Source organism: Longimicrobium sp. (assembly GCF_036399935.1).
In the GTDB taxonomy this organism is placed as follows: Bacteria; Gemmatimonadota; Gemmatimonadetes; order Longimicrobiales; family Longimicrobiaceae; genus Longimicrobium.
Genome location: NZ_DASWMD010000061.1, coordinates 25,284 through 38,951, shown reverse-complemented (window position 1 = coordinate 38,951; position 13,668 = coordinate 25,284). Strand labels below are relative to the sequence as shown.

Annotated in this window: 9 protein-coding genes; 4 read left to right on the top strand and 5 right to left on the bottom strand. The window is 68.8% G+C overall.

Going from position 1 to position 13,668, the window contains the following annotated elements; genetic code table 11:
• The first annotated feature begins 13 nt into the window (after positions 1–13).
• Positions 14–1,219: a cytochrome P450 gene (locus tag VGB24_RS18815; RefSeq protein ID WP_331074488.1), complete on the top strand. Its 1,206-nt coding sequence runs from the start codon at positions 14–16 to the stop codon at positions 1,217–1,219.
• Between the two features lie 10 nt (positions 1,220–1,229).
• On the opposite strand, the gene VGB24_RS18810 is transcribed toward VGB24_RS18815, so the two are convergent.
• The gene (locus VGB24_RS18810; protein ID WP_331074487.1) at positions 1,230–1,985 is read right to left on the bottom strand and encodes a class I SAM-dependent methyltransferase; all 756 of its coding nucleotides are present in this window, start codon (positions 1,983–1,985) and stop codon (positions 1,230–1,232) included.
• A gap of 4 nt (positions 1,986–1,989) precedes the next feature.
• The gene (locus tag VGB24_RS18805; protein WP_331074486.1) at positions 1,990–2,442 is read right to left on the bottom strand and encodes a PilZ domain-containing protein; all 453 of its coding nucleotides are present in this window, start codon (positions 2,440–2,442) and stop codon (positions 1,990–1,992) included.
• 94 nt (positions 2,443–2,536) lie between these two features.
• Here VGB24_RS18805 and VGB24_RS18800 point away from each other — a divergent pair, with 94 nt between their 5' ends.
• Positions 2,537–3,004: an SET domain-containing protein gene (locus tag VGB24_RS18800; protein ID WP_331074485.1), complete on the top strand. Its 468-nt coding sequence runs from the start codon at positions 2,537–2,539 to the stop codon at positions 3,002–3,004.
• A 91-nt stretch (positions 3,005–3,095) separates the two neighbouring features.
• Entirely contained in the window at positions 3,096–5,630 is a 2,535-nt protein-coding gene (locus tag VGB24_RS18795; RefSeq protein ID WP_331074484.1) for a zinc-dependent metalloprotease, read from the top strand.
• Positions 5,631–5,980: 350 nt separating this feature from the next.
• Here VGB24_RS18795 and VGB24_RS18790 read toward each other — a convergent pair whose 3' ends face one another.
• A complete protein-coding gene (locus tag VGB24_RS18790; RefSeq protein ID WP_331074483.1) occupies positions 5,981–6,430 on the bottom strand; it encodes a nuclear transport factor 2 family protein in 450 nt (149 codons plus the stop codon).
• Positions 6,431–7,650: 1,220 nt separating this feature from the next.
• Here VGB24_RS18790 and VGB24_RS18785 point away from each other — a divergent pair.
• Positions 7,651–8,061 carry a hypothetical protein gene (locus tag VGB24_RS18785; RefSeq protein WP_331074482.1) on the top strand — a complete coding sequence of 137 codons (411 nt, stop codon included), beginning with the start codon at positions 7,651–7,653 and terminating at the stop codon, positions 8,059–8,061.
• A gap of 17 nt (positions 8,062–8,078) precedes the next feature.
• Here the strand turns inward: VGB24_RS18785 and VGB24_RS18780 are convergent, their stop codons facing one another.
• The gene (locus VGB24_RS18780; protein ID WP_331074481.1) at positions 8,079–8,408 is read right to left on the bottom strand and encodes a hypothetical protein; all 330 of its coding nucleotides are present in this window, start codon (positions 8,406–8,408) and stop codon (positions 8,079–8,081) included.
• A gap of 69 nt (positions 8,409–8,477) precedes the next feature.
• The gene (locus tag VGB24_RS18775; RefSeq protein WP_331074480.1) at positions 8,478–13,466 is read right to left on the bottom strand and encodes an RHS repeat-associated core domain-containing protein; all 4,989 of its coding nucleotides are present in this window, start codon (positions 13,464–13,466) and stop codon (positions 8,478–8,480) included.
• Positions 13,467–13,668 lie beyond the last annotated feature (202 nt).

Genomic DNA, 13,668 nt, shown 5'->3' with positions numbered 1-13,668 from the left:
ACCGCCGCCGGCGATGCCGATTCCTCCGTTCGACCTGGCCAGCCCCGCGTTCAAGGCGAACCCGTATCCCGTGTACGCGCGCCTTCGGGAAAGCGAGCCCGTGCACCGGGCGCGGCTGGGATTCCGGCGCGGGGCGTGGCTGGTGTCGCGCTACGACGATGTCGAGGCGCTGCTGAAAGACCCGCGCTTCGCCAAGAACCCGCAGAACGCGCGCAAGGAGGGCGGGGGTAGCGACGCGCCGTGGATGCCGGGCTTTCTGCGCCCGCTCACTCGCAACATGCTGGACCTGGACGCCCCCGACCACACGCGGCTGCGCGCGCTGGTCCAAAAGGCGTTTACGCCCCGGCTGGTGGAGGGGCTGCGCCCCCGCATCCACGCGCTGGCCCACGAGCTGATGGACCGCGCGGGGGGAGGGCGGATGGAACTGGTCGGCGGCTTCGCGCTGCCCATCCCGCTGACCATCATCGCCGAGCTACTGGGGGTGCCGGCGGGGGACCAGCAGCGATTCCACCGCTGGACCACGCGCATCGTGTCGGTTTCGTCGCCGGTGGACATCGTGGGCGTGCTGCCGGCCGTCCGCTCGCTGTTCCGCTATCTGCGGACGCTGTTCGACGAACGGCGAGCCGAGCCGCGCGACGACCTGATCACCGCGCTGGTGCAGGCCGAGGAGGCGGGCGACCGGTTGAGCGAGGACGAGCTGCTGGGGATGGTGTTCCTGCTGCTGGCGGCCGGCCACGAGACCACCGTGAACCTGATCGGCACGGCGGCGCTGGTGCTGGCGCAGAACCCGGGGCAGGCGGCGGAGCTGCGGGCGGACCCGTCGCGGATGAAGTCGGCGGTGGAGGAGCTGGCGCGCTATGCCAGCCCGGTGGAGCTGGCCACGGAGCGGTACGCCCGCGAAGACCTGTCGCTGTGCGGCGTGCCCATCCGCCGGGGCGAGATGGTGCTGGGGGTGATCGGCTCCGCCAACCGCGACCCCGCGCACTTCGCCGACCCCGACACGCTGGACCTGGCGCGCGACCCCAACCGCCACCTGGCGTTCGGCATGGGGGCGCACTACTGCCTGGGCGCACCGCTGGCCCGGCTGGAAACGCAGGTCGCGATCTCCGTGCTGCTGGAGCGCGCGCCCGACCTGCGCCTGGCCGTCCCCGCCGCGTCTCTCCGCTGGCGCAAGCACGCCTTTTTGCGCGGCCTGCGCGAGCTGCCGCTGGCGACGTAGGGGGCGTGCGTCAGCCCGGGTGGCGGCCGATGACGATCGGCTGGTAGAAGGGCTCGTCCAGCCGCTGGACGTCTTCGAACCCGGCCCGTCGCATCAACTCCATCAGCGTGGGGATGCCGACGGCGTAGTAGCGCGTCCTCATCACCTGCACCGACGGCGGCTGCTCGCGCGTGTCGTGGACGACGTACATGGCCAGGTCGTAGTGCTGGCCGTGGAATTCCCAGACCTGGAAGAGGATGCGGAGGCCTTCCCCGCCGGCGTGCACCACCGGTGGCCGCGACTGCACGCCGGCGCGGTCGATGGCGTCGTAGTCGCGGACGGAAACCAGGCAGGTTCCGCCGGGCGCGGTGCAGCGCCACATCTGCCCGAAGGCGGCCTCGATCTCGGCGTCGGAAAGCAGGTGGGGGATGGCGTTGTCGCAGGCGATCACCACGTCGAACTCGCGGGCGTGCACGTCGGCCAGGGCGCGCAGGTCCGCCACGGCGAAGGGAATGCCCAGGCCGCGCGCCTCCGCCTCCGTACGCGCCCGCGCCACCGCGCCCGCCGAAAGGTCGGAACCCGTGACGCGGTATCCCAGCGCCGCCAGCCCCAGGCTCTGGGTTCCCACCCCGCAGGCGGCGTCCAGCACCGTGCTTCCCGGGGCCACGCCGCGGGCGCCGAGCACGGCGTGGAGCGCCGCCGCCTGCCGGGCGATGCTGGCCTCCCAGTCGGCGTAGTTCAGGTGGTACGCCGGCGCCAGCGCGTCGTAGAAATCCGCGGCGGACACGGGGCTACGCGTCGGGAAAGCGGCCGGCAAACCGCCCGATCCACTCCGCGGCGGCTTCCTGCTGCGTGAGGTCCCGCCCCTCGTTCTCCAGTACCTCGCCCCGGTACTGCTCGATGGCGCACACCTGCTCCACCATCCGCGAACGGAACGCGTCGTTCGCGTCCAGGAACTCCACCCCCACGCAGTATCCGTCACCCTCGGGCTTGATCCACACCACCCGGGCGCGCGCCTCGAACGGGGGATCCACCGTGGGGATGCGAACCTGGATGATGGCGCCGAGCGCGTGGTGCTCGTCGGAAACGAACGAGAGCCCGCCCGTGCTGACGTTCACGCTCTTCCGCGTGGACGCGGGGCTCCCTGGCACGCAGGTCACCTCCAGCGGAACGCCCGCCGTGTGGCGGATGAAGGTCCGCCTGGGGTTGTAGCGTTCGGCGGGCGCCGCCGCATCGTCAGCCATCTTCGGTGCTCCTCGTCGCGGAAAGAAGGACGCCGCGACGATGGCAACCTGCGGGCCGCTTGGCGCGGGGGCCGTCGCGAGATACAATCCGGGGATGCCGAACGGTCCCCTGAACGCAGAGCAGTACCTGGCGGTGCGGTCGTCCGCCATCCACGGCCGCGGGGTGTACGCGCGCCGGTCGATTCCCGCGGGCACGCGCATCATCGAATACCGCGGCGAGCGCATTTCGGTGGACGAGGCCGAGGCGCGGTACCCGGACGACTTTTCGGGCCCGCACCACACCTTTCTCTTCGCGCTGGAGGACGGAACCATCATCGACGCCGCGCACCGGGGCAACCGGGCGCGGTGGATCAACCACTCCTGCAGCCCCAACTGCGAAACGGTGATCGAGGACGGGCGGATCTGGGTGGAAAGCATCCGCGGCATCGCCGCGGGCGAGGAGCTGTCGTACGACTACAACATCATCCTCGACGCGCGGCACACCGCCGCCATGAAGAAGCACTTTCCCTGCGTCTGCGGCGCGCCCGGGTGCCGCGGCACGCTGCTGGGCAAAACGCGGTAGGCAAAGGGCCCATCAACCGCGGGCCGCTGGCGTGAACGGCGCTCACTGCTGTACAATCAGGGCAAACATCCATTTAGCGAGGCGAGTGATCGTGCGAAGCAGACTCTGGTTGGGTTTCCTGGCCGCGGCGGCGGTGCTCTCCGCGTCGTGCGCGCCCAAGGCCGCCACCCCCGCCACGCGGCCCACGCCGCGTGCCGACGGCGAGGCCCCCGCGGCCGCGCCGCCCGGCGGCTCCACGGGCGGCGCATCGGCCGGGGGCGGCTCCGCGGCCCGGGGGCCGCGTCCGTACGCGCAGGTGGTGCCCCCGCGGGCGGTGACCGACACCGGCGCCATCACCGTGCACAAGGTGGACGAGCGGTGGCTGCTGGAGGTGCCGGACTCGCTCTTCCGGCGCGACTTCCTGCTGGTGGGCCGCATCGCCGCGGTGCCGGCCAACTTCGGCGCCTTCCTTCCGGCGGGCGTCAGCGTGCAGGAGCGCCTGGTCCGCTGGGAGCGGCAGGGCGACCGGGTGATCCTTCGCTCGGTGGGCGCCGAGGCCGTGGCGGCCGACTCGCTTCCCATCGCCCAGGCGGTGGCCAGCAACTACCTGGGCGCCATCCTGGCCGCCTTTCCCGTGGCGGCGTACGGGCGCGACAGCGCGGCGGTGGTGGACGTCACCGAGTTCTTCGGCGGCGACACGCCGGCGCTCAGCGGTCTCACCACGGCGCAGCGCGAGCAGTACAAGGTGCGCCGGCTGGACCCGGCGCGCAGCTTCGTCAACGCCGTGCGCAGCTACCCGCTGAACGTGGAGGTGCGCCACACGCAAACTTTCGAGGCCACGGCCCCTCCCTCGGACCGTAGCGGCGGCGCGCTGACGCTGGAGATGCGGCAGTCGCTGGTGCTGCTTCCGCGCGAGCCCATGCGCCCGCGCTTCGCGGACCCGCGGGCCGGCTTCTTCGGGGTGGAGCGCATCAACTACGGGCTCGACGAGCAGAAGGCGGCCACGGAAAGCTTCATCGCGCGGTGGCGGCTGGAGCCCGGCGATCCCGCGGCGTACGCGCGCGGCGAGCTGGTGGAGCCGGTGAAGCCCATCGTCTACTACATCGACCCGGCCACCCCGGCGCGCTGGCGGCCGTACGTGCGCATGGGCGTGGAAGACTGGAACCGCGTGTTCGAGAAGGCCGGCTTCCGCAACGCCGTCCGCGCGATGGACCCGCCCACGGACGACCCGGAGTGGGACCCGGAAGACATCCGCTACTCCGTCGTCCGCTGGTCGGCCAGCACCACGCGCAACGCGCAGGGCCCCAGCACGGTCGACCCGCGCTCGGGAGAGATCATCGAGAGCGACATCGTGTGGTACCACAACCACATGCGCAGCTACCGCAACCGGCTGATGATCGAGACGGGCGCCGCCAACCCCGCGGCCCGCAGCCTCGACATTCCCGAGGAGCTGATGGGCGAGACCATGCGCCAGGTGATCACCCACGAGGTGGGCCACGCGCTGGGGCTTCCCCACAACATGATCGCCTCGTCGTCGTTCCCGGTGGATTCGCTGCGCAGCGTGAGCTTCACGCGGCGGTACGGCGTGTCGGCCACCATCATGGACTACGCGCGCCAGAACTACATCGCGCAGCCGGGCGACGGGCTGGCCGCCAAGGACTTCATCCGGCGCCTGGGTCCGTGGGACGAGTTCATCATCGAGTGGGGCTACCGCGTGTTCCCCGACGCGCCCACGCCCGAGTCGGAACGCCCGCGGCTGGACCGGATGCTTTCCAACGCCTCCGGCCCCATGCCGTACCGCTACCTGCCGCAGTACCTGTCGGGCATCGACCCGCGCTCGCAGACGGAGGACCTGGGCAACGACCCGGTGGCCGCGACCACCTACGCCCTCGCCAACCTGCGCCGCGTGGTTCCCAACCTGCCCGCGTGGACGGCCCGCGCCGGCGAGACCGACGAAGACCTGACGGAGCTGTACCGCGAGACCGTCGGCATGTGGCGCACGTACATGGGCCACGTGGCGAACGTCATCGGCGGCGTGTTCGTGGATCCGCGCACGGCCGTGCAGCCCGGCGCCGTGTACGCGCCGGTGCCCCGCGCCCGGCAGCAGCGCGCGCTGGCGTTTCTGGCCGAGCACGCCATCGACACGCCGGAGTGGATGGCCCCTGCCGCCATCACCTCGCGCACGGGGCCGTCGCCGCTGCCGCAGGCCCAGGCCGCCATCGTACAGGCGCTGCTGGACCCGCGCCGGCTGGACCGCCTGGCGATGAGCCAGGAGATGAGCGCCTCGGCGTACCCGGTGGACGACTACCTGGCCGACCTGCGCCGCGTGGTGTGGGCGGGGCGCACGCCCGACGCCAACCTGCGCGCGGTGCACCGGGTGTACCTGGACCGCCTGGCCGCGCTGGTGAACCCGCCCGCGGCGCAGGCCGCACCCCCGGGCGGCGAGGGGCCCAGTGAGCCGCCGTCGCCGCTGCTGGCGCCGCTGAACGTGGCGCGCAGCGACCTGCCGGCGCTGGCCCGCGGGGAGCTGCGCTCCATCCGCGCGGCGGCCCAGGCCAACGTCTCGGGCGGCAGCGGAATCCAGCGCGCCCACTGGGCCGACGTGGTGGCCCGCATCGACGAGATCCTGGAGCCCACCAACCGCTGACGCGGCAACGGCACCAAGCAAGAGAATCCCCAGGCCGCGCCGCGGCCTGGGGATTCTTCTTTGATCCGACATCACGCCACAGCCTGTCATCCTGAGGCCCAGGCGCACCTCACCTGCCCGTAGCACAGCCTACGCGGGCCGAAGGATCTTGCCGAGGACACCTCTACGTTCGGGCGCGGAAGCGGTCACCGGTCCGTGGGCCTCGGCTCTGCGGGGGCGACTGAAGTCGCGGCAACGACGGCCCGAAGTCCGCCTTCGCGGACTTCATGCGGATAGCCGGGTGCGCCTCGACAGGTGAGGCGCGCCCGGCAGTGGAACGGCGGTGCCGAGGGAACGTGCGGAGATCCGGCCTACGGCGTCCGCGGCTCCGGCCGCAGCGCCCAGAGGACGTTGACGATCTGCCAACGGCCGTTCGCCCGGGCGATGTGCATGTAGTCGATCCACGTGGCGGCGTCCACTCGTACGCTCGCCGTGCCCTCGAAAATGTCGAGGATGGTGACGTCCTTCCGCTGGCGCGCGGCTGGGGTGTCGCTCCCGCCGCCCCGCCGCGTCTGCATCACCAGCTCTGAAGCGCCCATGTCGCGGATGTCACTGGCGCCGCTCTGGGGGTCGGTCCGCACCAGGCGCTTGGCCAGCTCGGGGTGTAGCGAGCGTGCCATGCGGACGTGATCGCCGGCGTACCATCCCTCGATGTAGTCCAGCGCCGTCTGGCGGATGGCGGCCGAGTCCGCCGCGGTCTGGCCGTGCGCCGGGCGAGCGGCGAGAAGAACCATTCCGGCGAGAAGAACGAGCTTGCGCATGGGATGTCAGGAGCGGGTGAGGTGGATCGCAACGCCGGCATGAAGGAAGGTGCAGCCGGAGGGCGCCGCGCGCATGTATTCCGACGTCCGTGCGCATAACAAGGTTGCCCGCCCCATGGCCCAGCCGGTCTGAATCGCGTCATCAATGCCGAGCGTCGCACACGAAGACACGGGACGACGCTATCTTCCCCCCGGATTCCTTCCGGACCCGATAGCGCCCATGAAGATGTGCAGCGGCCACGGCTTGTTACGCGTGAGCACCCATGACCTGTGACCGAAGCGCGGGGGTCCCGGACGTACGCTGCTGGAGCGGCTCGTGTGTTTGAAAACTGGGTTTAAGGTGCCCGTGGGGAAACGTGCTCCCCACGGGCGGAAGGTTGCGCAAGTTCACGCGTAAGCGCTCCGTGCGGTCGGGGCGAGGTCCAGGGACCCGGGAAGCCGCTGAGGCTCGACGTACACACCTGATCCGCTTCGGCCGACCGGACGGGAGCACGAGCCTCGAGGATCTGTTAATGGCTCAACCATCTCAGCCACACTTAGCCCACTCCCGCACGTGCATCCCGCTTGGCTCGAGAATGCGCGCGCATGCACCGGTCCCCGCGGGCACCGCAATATGGAATCACGGGCAGATATACCGTACCCGTCCGTGGGCAGAATCGTTGAATCTCAAGGAACCAAAGCCATTTTGCTTTGGGTCGAACTCAACTCCCCAGAACATGGCTCCTGCGTCGCACACGGAGACCGGGGCCGTCCGCCATTTCAGCATGTCCGTCGCTGTGGATTCTGTTCGACGCGGCTGGCGCCGCAATCGGTTCGTTGCTTCGACATGGTCGCGGTGAAAAGCGTTCACGTACACTGTCGCCGCCCATTACCCGGACAATCCCAATGCACTGGCGGTAATGCCGGAACTCCTCCACCCTGTTCGGCCGCGTTCGTGCTGAATCAGTGATCGACGGTTTGGTGCGTCTGCCCGGCCGCGCCAGTCGTTGGTCCATCGTGACTGCCAGCGTGTGAACGAGATTGGGGATTACCGCGTCTGCGGGTGCGAACCCACGGCGCCCACGCGGGGTTCATCGCGCCGCACGAGAAACGTCATAGTGGTCAGCATTGGCGACAAAAATCCCTGCGGCCGTCAGCGGATCGGTAGATTGGGCTAAATGCGAAGAGCCTTCCCGGAGGCTGTGGGCGGGGCCAAAGACCTTATGCCGAGAGTAATGCAGATGAGCACCAGCCACGAACCTGAACTGATCCTGGCGTTCGTCGACCGGGCCCATCGGGACCGGTACCTGTCGCTGCTGGCCAATCCCCGAAAACGCGGCACGATCCTGCGCCGATTGGCTCACGGTGGTGACCTGGACACGCGGTTCATTCACCGCGTGCCGGACGCGGACCAGACACCGGAGCGTATAGAGCGCATGCTGGTGTCACGGGACGCGCCGGAGAGATGCTTCGTAGTGTCGGAGAACGCGGCACTCGATGGCCGCGAACTCCCGCTTGGCGAAGCGCTCCGGGCGGTGGTGGGATACGGGCAGGGAACCCTCATCTCCTGCGTGCCGGGACGGCTGGCCTACTACGAGGCTGAAGAGAGCGGTGAACGGTACATTCTGGAGCGGCGGGAGGGATCGCGCTGACTCACGCCTGTCCATTGTCACTCCTCGCTCGTCCACGTGTGAAAGGTGCCGAACTGCGGAGAGCCGGTGAGCAGGACCTGCTCCGCCAGTGCCAGGACGGGGGCAGACAACCCGCTGCGCTCCATGCGACTGGTCAGCGACTCGGCGTCGACAATCGAAAGCAAGTCGAAGCCGAGGGTGTTCAACGCCCTGGTCGCCTCGCGCCTGTATACATCCGCTCCATGCGCAAACGCAAGGACGTTGACGTACGCCAGGTTGCGATCCAGCAGCACGCCAGCGCGGGGGCGCTGTATCACCTCCGCGAGACCGATCCACACTCGCTCGTACCGCGAAAGATCGTTGTTCATTTGACGTCGGACTCCGCACGCGACGGCTGCCACCCACCTCCACAGGAAGTGGGTAGCAAACACCGCAGGCTACGGTCGGGGATAGTTGTGATGGGTGCTGGTCGGAAGCTTGTTGCCATTCCGGTCAGCCGGGTGGAAGTGCGGATCTCCCCGGGTTGGGTTCGGGTGATGGACGGGAGGACCCTGGCCTTCATTCCGTGCGGCGTCCTGCGCACGCTTGCGGGTTGGATGATTGCGCTGATGCACTGCGGGGCGTCCGCTCGGTCCCAGCACGTTGCCATGCTCGTCAGTCGCGCGGCCGCCGGCTGTCTGGCCCGGCGCGTTCTCGGGACTGTTACCCGCTGAGGCCTCGTCCGCGGCCTGACCATCGTCGTTAGAAGTTGACAGCAATACTTCTGCCGCACGCGCGGTGCGATACCACCGGAAGCCGATAATACCGAGTTCAACAACGCACGCTGTCGCCAGCACCGCGTCTACGGCGGGTACCGGCCCATCAGCAGCTGCCGCAGGAGCAAGCCTGAGCGTTTTAGGACAGAGTCCGTACGGATCGCTATATGTGACCGGGTCCCCGTTGGCGAAGCCGTACACGTTGAGCCCCCCAGCAAGGCCGATCGGGTCCTCCTGCGTGAAGCGGCCTGTGGCTGGATCGTAGTAGCGGTTGCGGCGGTACAGGAGGCCGGATGCGTCCTGCTTCTCGGTGATCAGCGTGCCGTGCCAGTTCTCCGGGATCAGGCGCCCCGCCGGACTGTACGGAAACCACCCCTGCGGCCAATCCAGCACCACGCACCGCTGACCGGTCCCAAAGCCCCGGCAGAGTTGGGGCGCACCGTTCGCGAAGGTTCCCCGCTCCGCCTGTCCGCGTACGTTCCAGTGGGGCACCAGGGTGAATGGCACCGGCCAGGCGGAGTGAACCCCGCCCTGCTTGTCGGCGTAGAGCATCCGGATGACGCTCACCGGCTTGTCCAGCTCCTGCCCGTACGTGTAGAGAACGCGCCCGTAGTGGAGGTTGAGATCGTGTCCGCTCACCACTCCTTGGTCAGCCACGGGGTTGGTGTCGTTCTCGGACGTGCCGGGCATCTGGATCTCGTACAACTCGGCGTCGCCGTCCCACACCACCCGGCGTACGTCGTTGCGCGAGCAGACGGCGGTGTACGGATCATTGGTGCACTCCCGCCGTACGCGGACCCAGATACGACGCCCCAAGGCATCGTACCGGTACTCCTCGTAGTGGATGTAGTAGGGCGACGCATGGTTTCCCGGCGTTTCGTACGAAACCACCGCGGTCTGCCTGCGCAGGTCGGTTGCCCGGAGCCGTCCCTCCGCGTCGAAGAATGAGGCGCGGTCCTGCCGCTTGCCGACCCACTCGGGGTGAATGTTGCGGTCGGTGGCGAATACGATGTTCCCCGCCCGGTCGTACCCCGTGTTCTCCTCCTGTACCCCCTGCTTGCGCACCAGGAGCCGCCCCGTCCCCTGCTGGTAGGTCATCGCGCCCCCGCCAAACGAGGTCGAAGACCCCGTTGCGTCGCTGTATTCGGTGACGGAGTTGTTGTACACGGAGGTGAGGTTGGCCAGTGCGTCCGTCCGTGACTCGCTGTAGTCACGGTGCCGCGCGGTCCTGCCGGTGGCAAGGTCGGTTGCGCGTGTCACGCGATCGGAGCTCAGGACATGGCCCAGCCCCGAGTACGTGAACGTGGCCGAACCCTGCGAGCCGTACAGATCGACGCTCGACAGCAACTTTCCGCGCAGGTCGTAGCCCATGCTCTCGGCCCGCAGCCACGCCCCGTTCTGGTCCATCGAGTTCTGGTCCAGCCGGCCGTCCTGCCTGTAGCGGTACCGCTCGGTGATGCCGCCGGGCCGCAGGAGCGACTCCGTTTCGCCCCGGGTGTTGTAGGCGAACGTAAAGGCGTTGCCCAGCGGATCGATGACTGTCTCGAGGGCACCCGTTTCGGGGTGATATCGATACTGGGTGTCGCCACCGCCCGCAGGCGCAAGCTGGCCGGGGTGTGCCAGCGCCGTGCGCCTGCCGTTCAGGTCGTACCTGTACCCGAGCGTGTAGTCGTGCTGGGCGAAATCCCCCCCCGCAGACAACTCCGCCGCGGTCCGGACGCGCAAGGTATCCGTCTTGAGCAGACCGTTTGGGTAGTACCCTCTCCGGACCTGCGCATCGCGGTTGTCGGCGCGGATCAGGTTTCCGGCATCATCGTACCTGAACTCCACCACGTCAGCGGGAATGCGCAATTCACATCTTGCATCCGATCCTGTGGTACTGCTTCCCAGGCACTTCTCACCGCTCGTGGGATACCGCGGATAGGCGTGGTATCTGCTGAAACCGGACAGAGGCCGCGAGATGCCCTCGGCACGCCCCGCGATGCGCACTTCCGGCAGAATCCGCCTGGTGAGCCGGTTCAGCTCGTCGTACTCCATCCTGATGTAATCGTGGACCTCCGCGTTGTGCCGCCGCGTCCGCGTTCTGACCGCGTTGCCGGACGGGTCGTAGAACGTGCTGTCCACCATTCCATCCGGCGCGACCTCGGCGATCGTGCGTCCAGCTCTGTCATAGTAGAACCGCGTGGTCACCGTTCCAATCTGGGCCTCGTTACCCGCGGAGCTCCGCGACACGGCCGTCAGGCGCCCCTCCTCATCGTACTCGTTTTCCACGATCAGCGTCTGCGCCTGAACGCCGTTCATGGCCGGGCCGAAGCTCTCGGCGTGCCGCACGCGGTCCATCACGTCGTACACCACCGTGTCCACCTGCGCCAGCGATCCTTGGATGGGGGTGCGTGTACGGATCACCCGGCCCAGTTCGTCGTTCAGCAGATCGGTCCGCACCCGGCTGGGCGAGATGGTGGCCTGCAGGTTCCCCCATTGATCGTACCGGAAAACCTCGGCGGCGTTCTGGCCGTTCACCACGGGGTAATCGATGGAGTCAACCAGTTGCAGGGCGTTGTACCCATAGTACACCCGTCGTGACATGTCCGTGCCGGGGTGCTCCCAGGCCCGCAGCCCGTTCGTGTGATACCCGAAACGCACGACCTCCTTCTCCGGCGTGGTGATCTGGCTTACGAAGTCCGGCCACGTCGGGTCGTACAGGTAGGAGGTGATCGCGTTCTGTCCATCACCCAGCGGGTTGTGAACGGTGCTGGTTACGACGTTGCCGCGCGCGTTGTACTCGGCGCTCGTCTCCAGCCCGTTCGCCGCACGCACCCGGGTCACCAGGGCCGGTAGCCGCGAGTCACCGCGCGTCACCACTGTTTCATGCCCCAGCGCGTTGACGATGCGCCGTGGCGCGCCCCAGCGGTCGATATGGAAGGCAGTCGTGTCGGGCACATCCACGCGAGGGCCATCCAGGCGGGTGTAGACCTGGCGGGTGGGTTCCGGGGCCGCCAGCCCCCGCGTTTCGTGCGAGGTGAACGACAGCCGGATCTCATTGTCCATCTCCACCGTCGACGATACCAGCTTGCCGCCGTTGAAGCCGTAGCGCGTGCGCGTGCCCCGCCGGTCTACGCGGGCGCTCATCCACCAGGGCCAGCCGCCGTGATACTCAAACTGTACGGCAGGCAACCCGGGATCGGTGATGGAGAGCACCCGGCCGGTGGCCGCGTCCAGGGACACGCCCGTGGCGCGCGCCGGGTTGCCGTGCAGGTCCGTCGACGTCACCCCGGAAAAGCGTCCGCCGGCGCCGCCATACACGAAGTTGTACCTGACGTGGGTAAGGCCGTACCCGGGCGCCAACGGCACGGAGACGAACCCCAGACGCCCCTCGTTGCTGTAGCCGAAGTTTGTCTGGTGGTTCAGCAGGTTGATGGTCGTGACGTGGTGGCCCGAGCCGTTGTAGATCACCCGGGTGCCGCCGGGCAGCCGCCGCTCGTACGCTGAGTAGGGGTGCGTGGTGGTGTACAGCGTGTCGGGCCGGTCCACCACGTGGGTGGCCGCCCACTTTGCCGGCGTCGTGCCCAAGGGGCGATACGTCCGATAGCTGCCATCGCCCCCAACCCAGAAGATCCGCCCGTCGGGGAGGAAGTGCAGCTTCTCCAGCCCCGCCAGCCACCACCCGGCGCCAAAGGCGCTGGCCTGGCGGTCGACGACGCCGATCTCGCCCCGCGCCGAATACGTGGCGACGGTGCTCGCGCCTGAGGTGACGCGCACCTGGAGGGTGTAGCCGTGCGCGCCGGTCTGCCAGTTCGCGTCGCGAGCACGGAAGAGCAGCGCGATCCGCCGCTCCTGGCCCGGAGTCCACGCCGGCCACTTGCCGGTGGCGAGCGTACCGCCGTTGCTCCCCAGGAGAGTGGCGCTGACCGAATCCGCGGCCACGCCGGCCGGCAGCGACACGTACGCGGCCACGATGGGGTGAGGGTCCACGTGCGCCTGGTTGTAGATCAGCACCGGGGTGCGGGCCTTGTTCAGCGTGCGGATGGTCGGTAGCGCGTGCGCCAGGCGCAGGTCGCCGCACTCGTACGCGCCGCTTCCCGCGGCGATGGTCAGGCACAGGTCGCGCTCCAGCACCGGGGCGGCGCTGGCCGGCTCCAGCGCCAGCCCCGCGCGCGTGCAGTCCCAGGCCACGATCGGCTCACCCGGGACCGCCCGGTCGCCGAAGCGGTCGGTGTACTCCGGGCTGTTCACCAGCTGGCTGATGACGTAGTTCCACCCGTTGGACGCCGCGGAACCCACGTGTACCCACGCGCCGGGGTCGGGGCTGCGGGCCAGCAGGGTTCGGTAGAGGTGCCGGATGATCACGGTGTCCTGCTGCCCGGTGATGAAGCGGCCGCGGTACTCGGGCGACTGGGCCATGTCCCATACGATGTCGCGGACGCTGGTGCCCGCGTGCAGCCGCGCTGCGTGGTGGTCCAGGCCCCCCGGGTCGCCCTCGCGCTCCAGGACCTGCACGTAGATCGCCTTTACGGCGTCTTCGCGGGTGAGGGCGCACGCCTGCGCCCGCAGCGGATTGGCATCCAGGAGAGTCGCCGCGAGGGCGATCGCAAGCAGAAGGCATCGGCGCAGAAACGGCGCCGTGCCCCGCGCGGAAATGCGCGCATCAGTGGGAAAGCGGGGGAGTGGCATGGAGTCCTCGGGCGTTGAACGGGCGAGATGATGTGAGTGGAGGGGCCGGCGATTCGCGGCTGCGGGACGCTGCCGCGCGCGAGACCCGATGGATGATTAACACGACCCGAAGAAAAAGAGAAGACTCGCGAAACAAGAAGTGCGGAGTGGGCGGGGCAATGCTCCTAAACGTGCATCTTGCAAACGTTTGCGCTGAATGCGC

Bases quoted from the DNA above. Each gene is read 5' to 3' on its own strand.
- VGB24_RS18815 (WP_331074488.1), top strand. From the start codon at position 14: ATGCCGATTCCTCCGTTCGACCTGGCCAGCCCCGCGTTCAAGGCGAAC.
- VGB24_RS18775 (WP_331074480.1), bottom strand. From the start codon at position 13,466: ATGCCACTCCCCCGCTTTCCCACTGATGCGCGCATTTCCGCGCGGGGC.
- VGB24_RS18780 (WP_331074481.1), bottom strand. From the start codon at position 8,408: ATGAACAACGATCTTTCGCGGTACGAGCGAGTGTGGATCGGTCTCGCG.
- VGB24_RS18790 (WP_331074483.1), bottom strand. From the start codon at position 6,430: ATGCGCAAGCTCGTTCTTCTCGCCGGAATGGTTCTTCTCGCCGCTCGC.
- VGB24_RS18785 (WP_331074482.1), top strand. From the start codon at position 7,651: ATGAGCACCAGCCACGAACCTGAACTGATCCTGGCGTTCGTCGACCGG.
- VGB24_RS18805 (WP_331074486.1), bottom strand. From the start codon at position 2,442: ATGGCTGACGATGCGGCGGCGCCCGCCGAACGCTACAACCCCAGGCGG.
- VGB24_RS18800 (WP_331074485.1), top strand. From the start codon at position 2,537: ATGCCGAACGGTCCCCTGAACGCAGAGCAGTACCTGGCGGTGCGGTCG.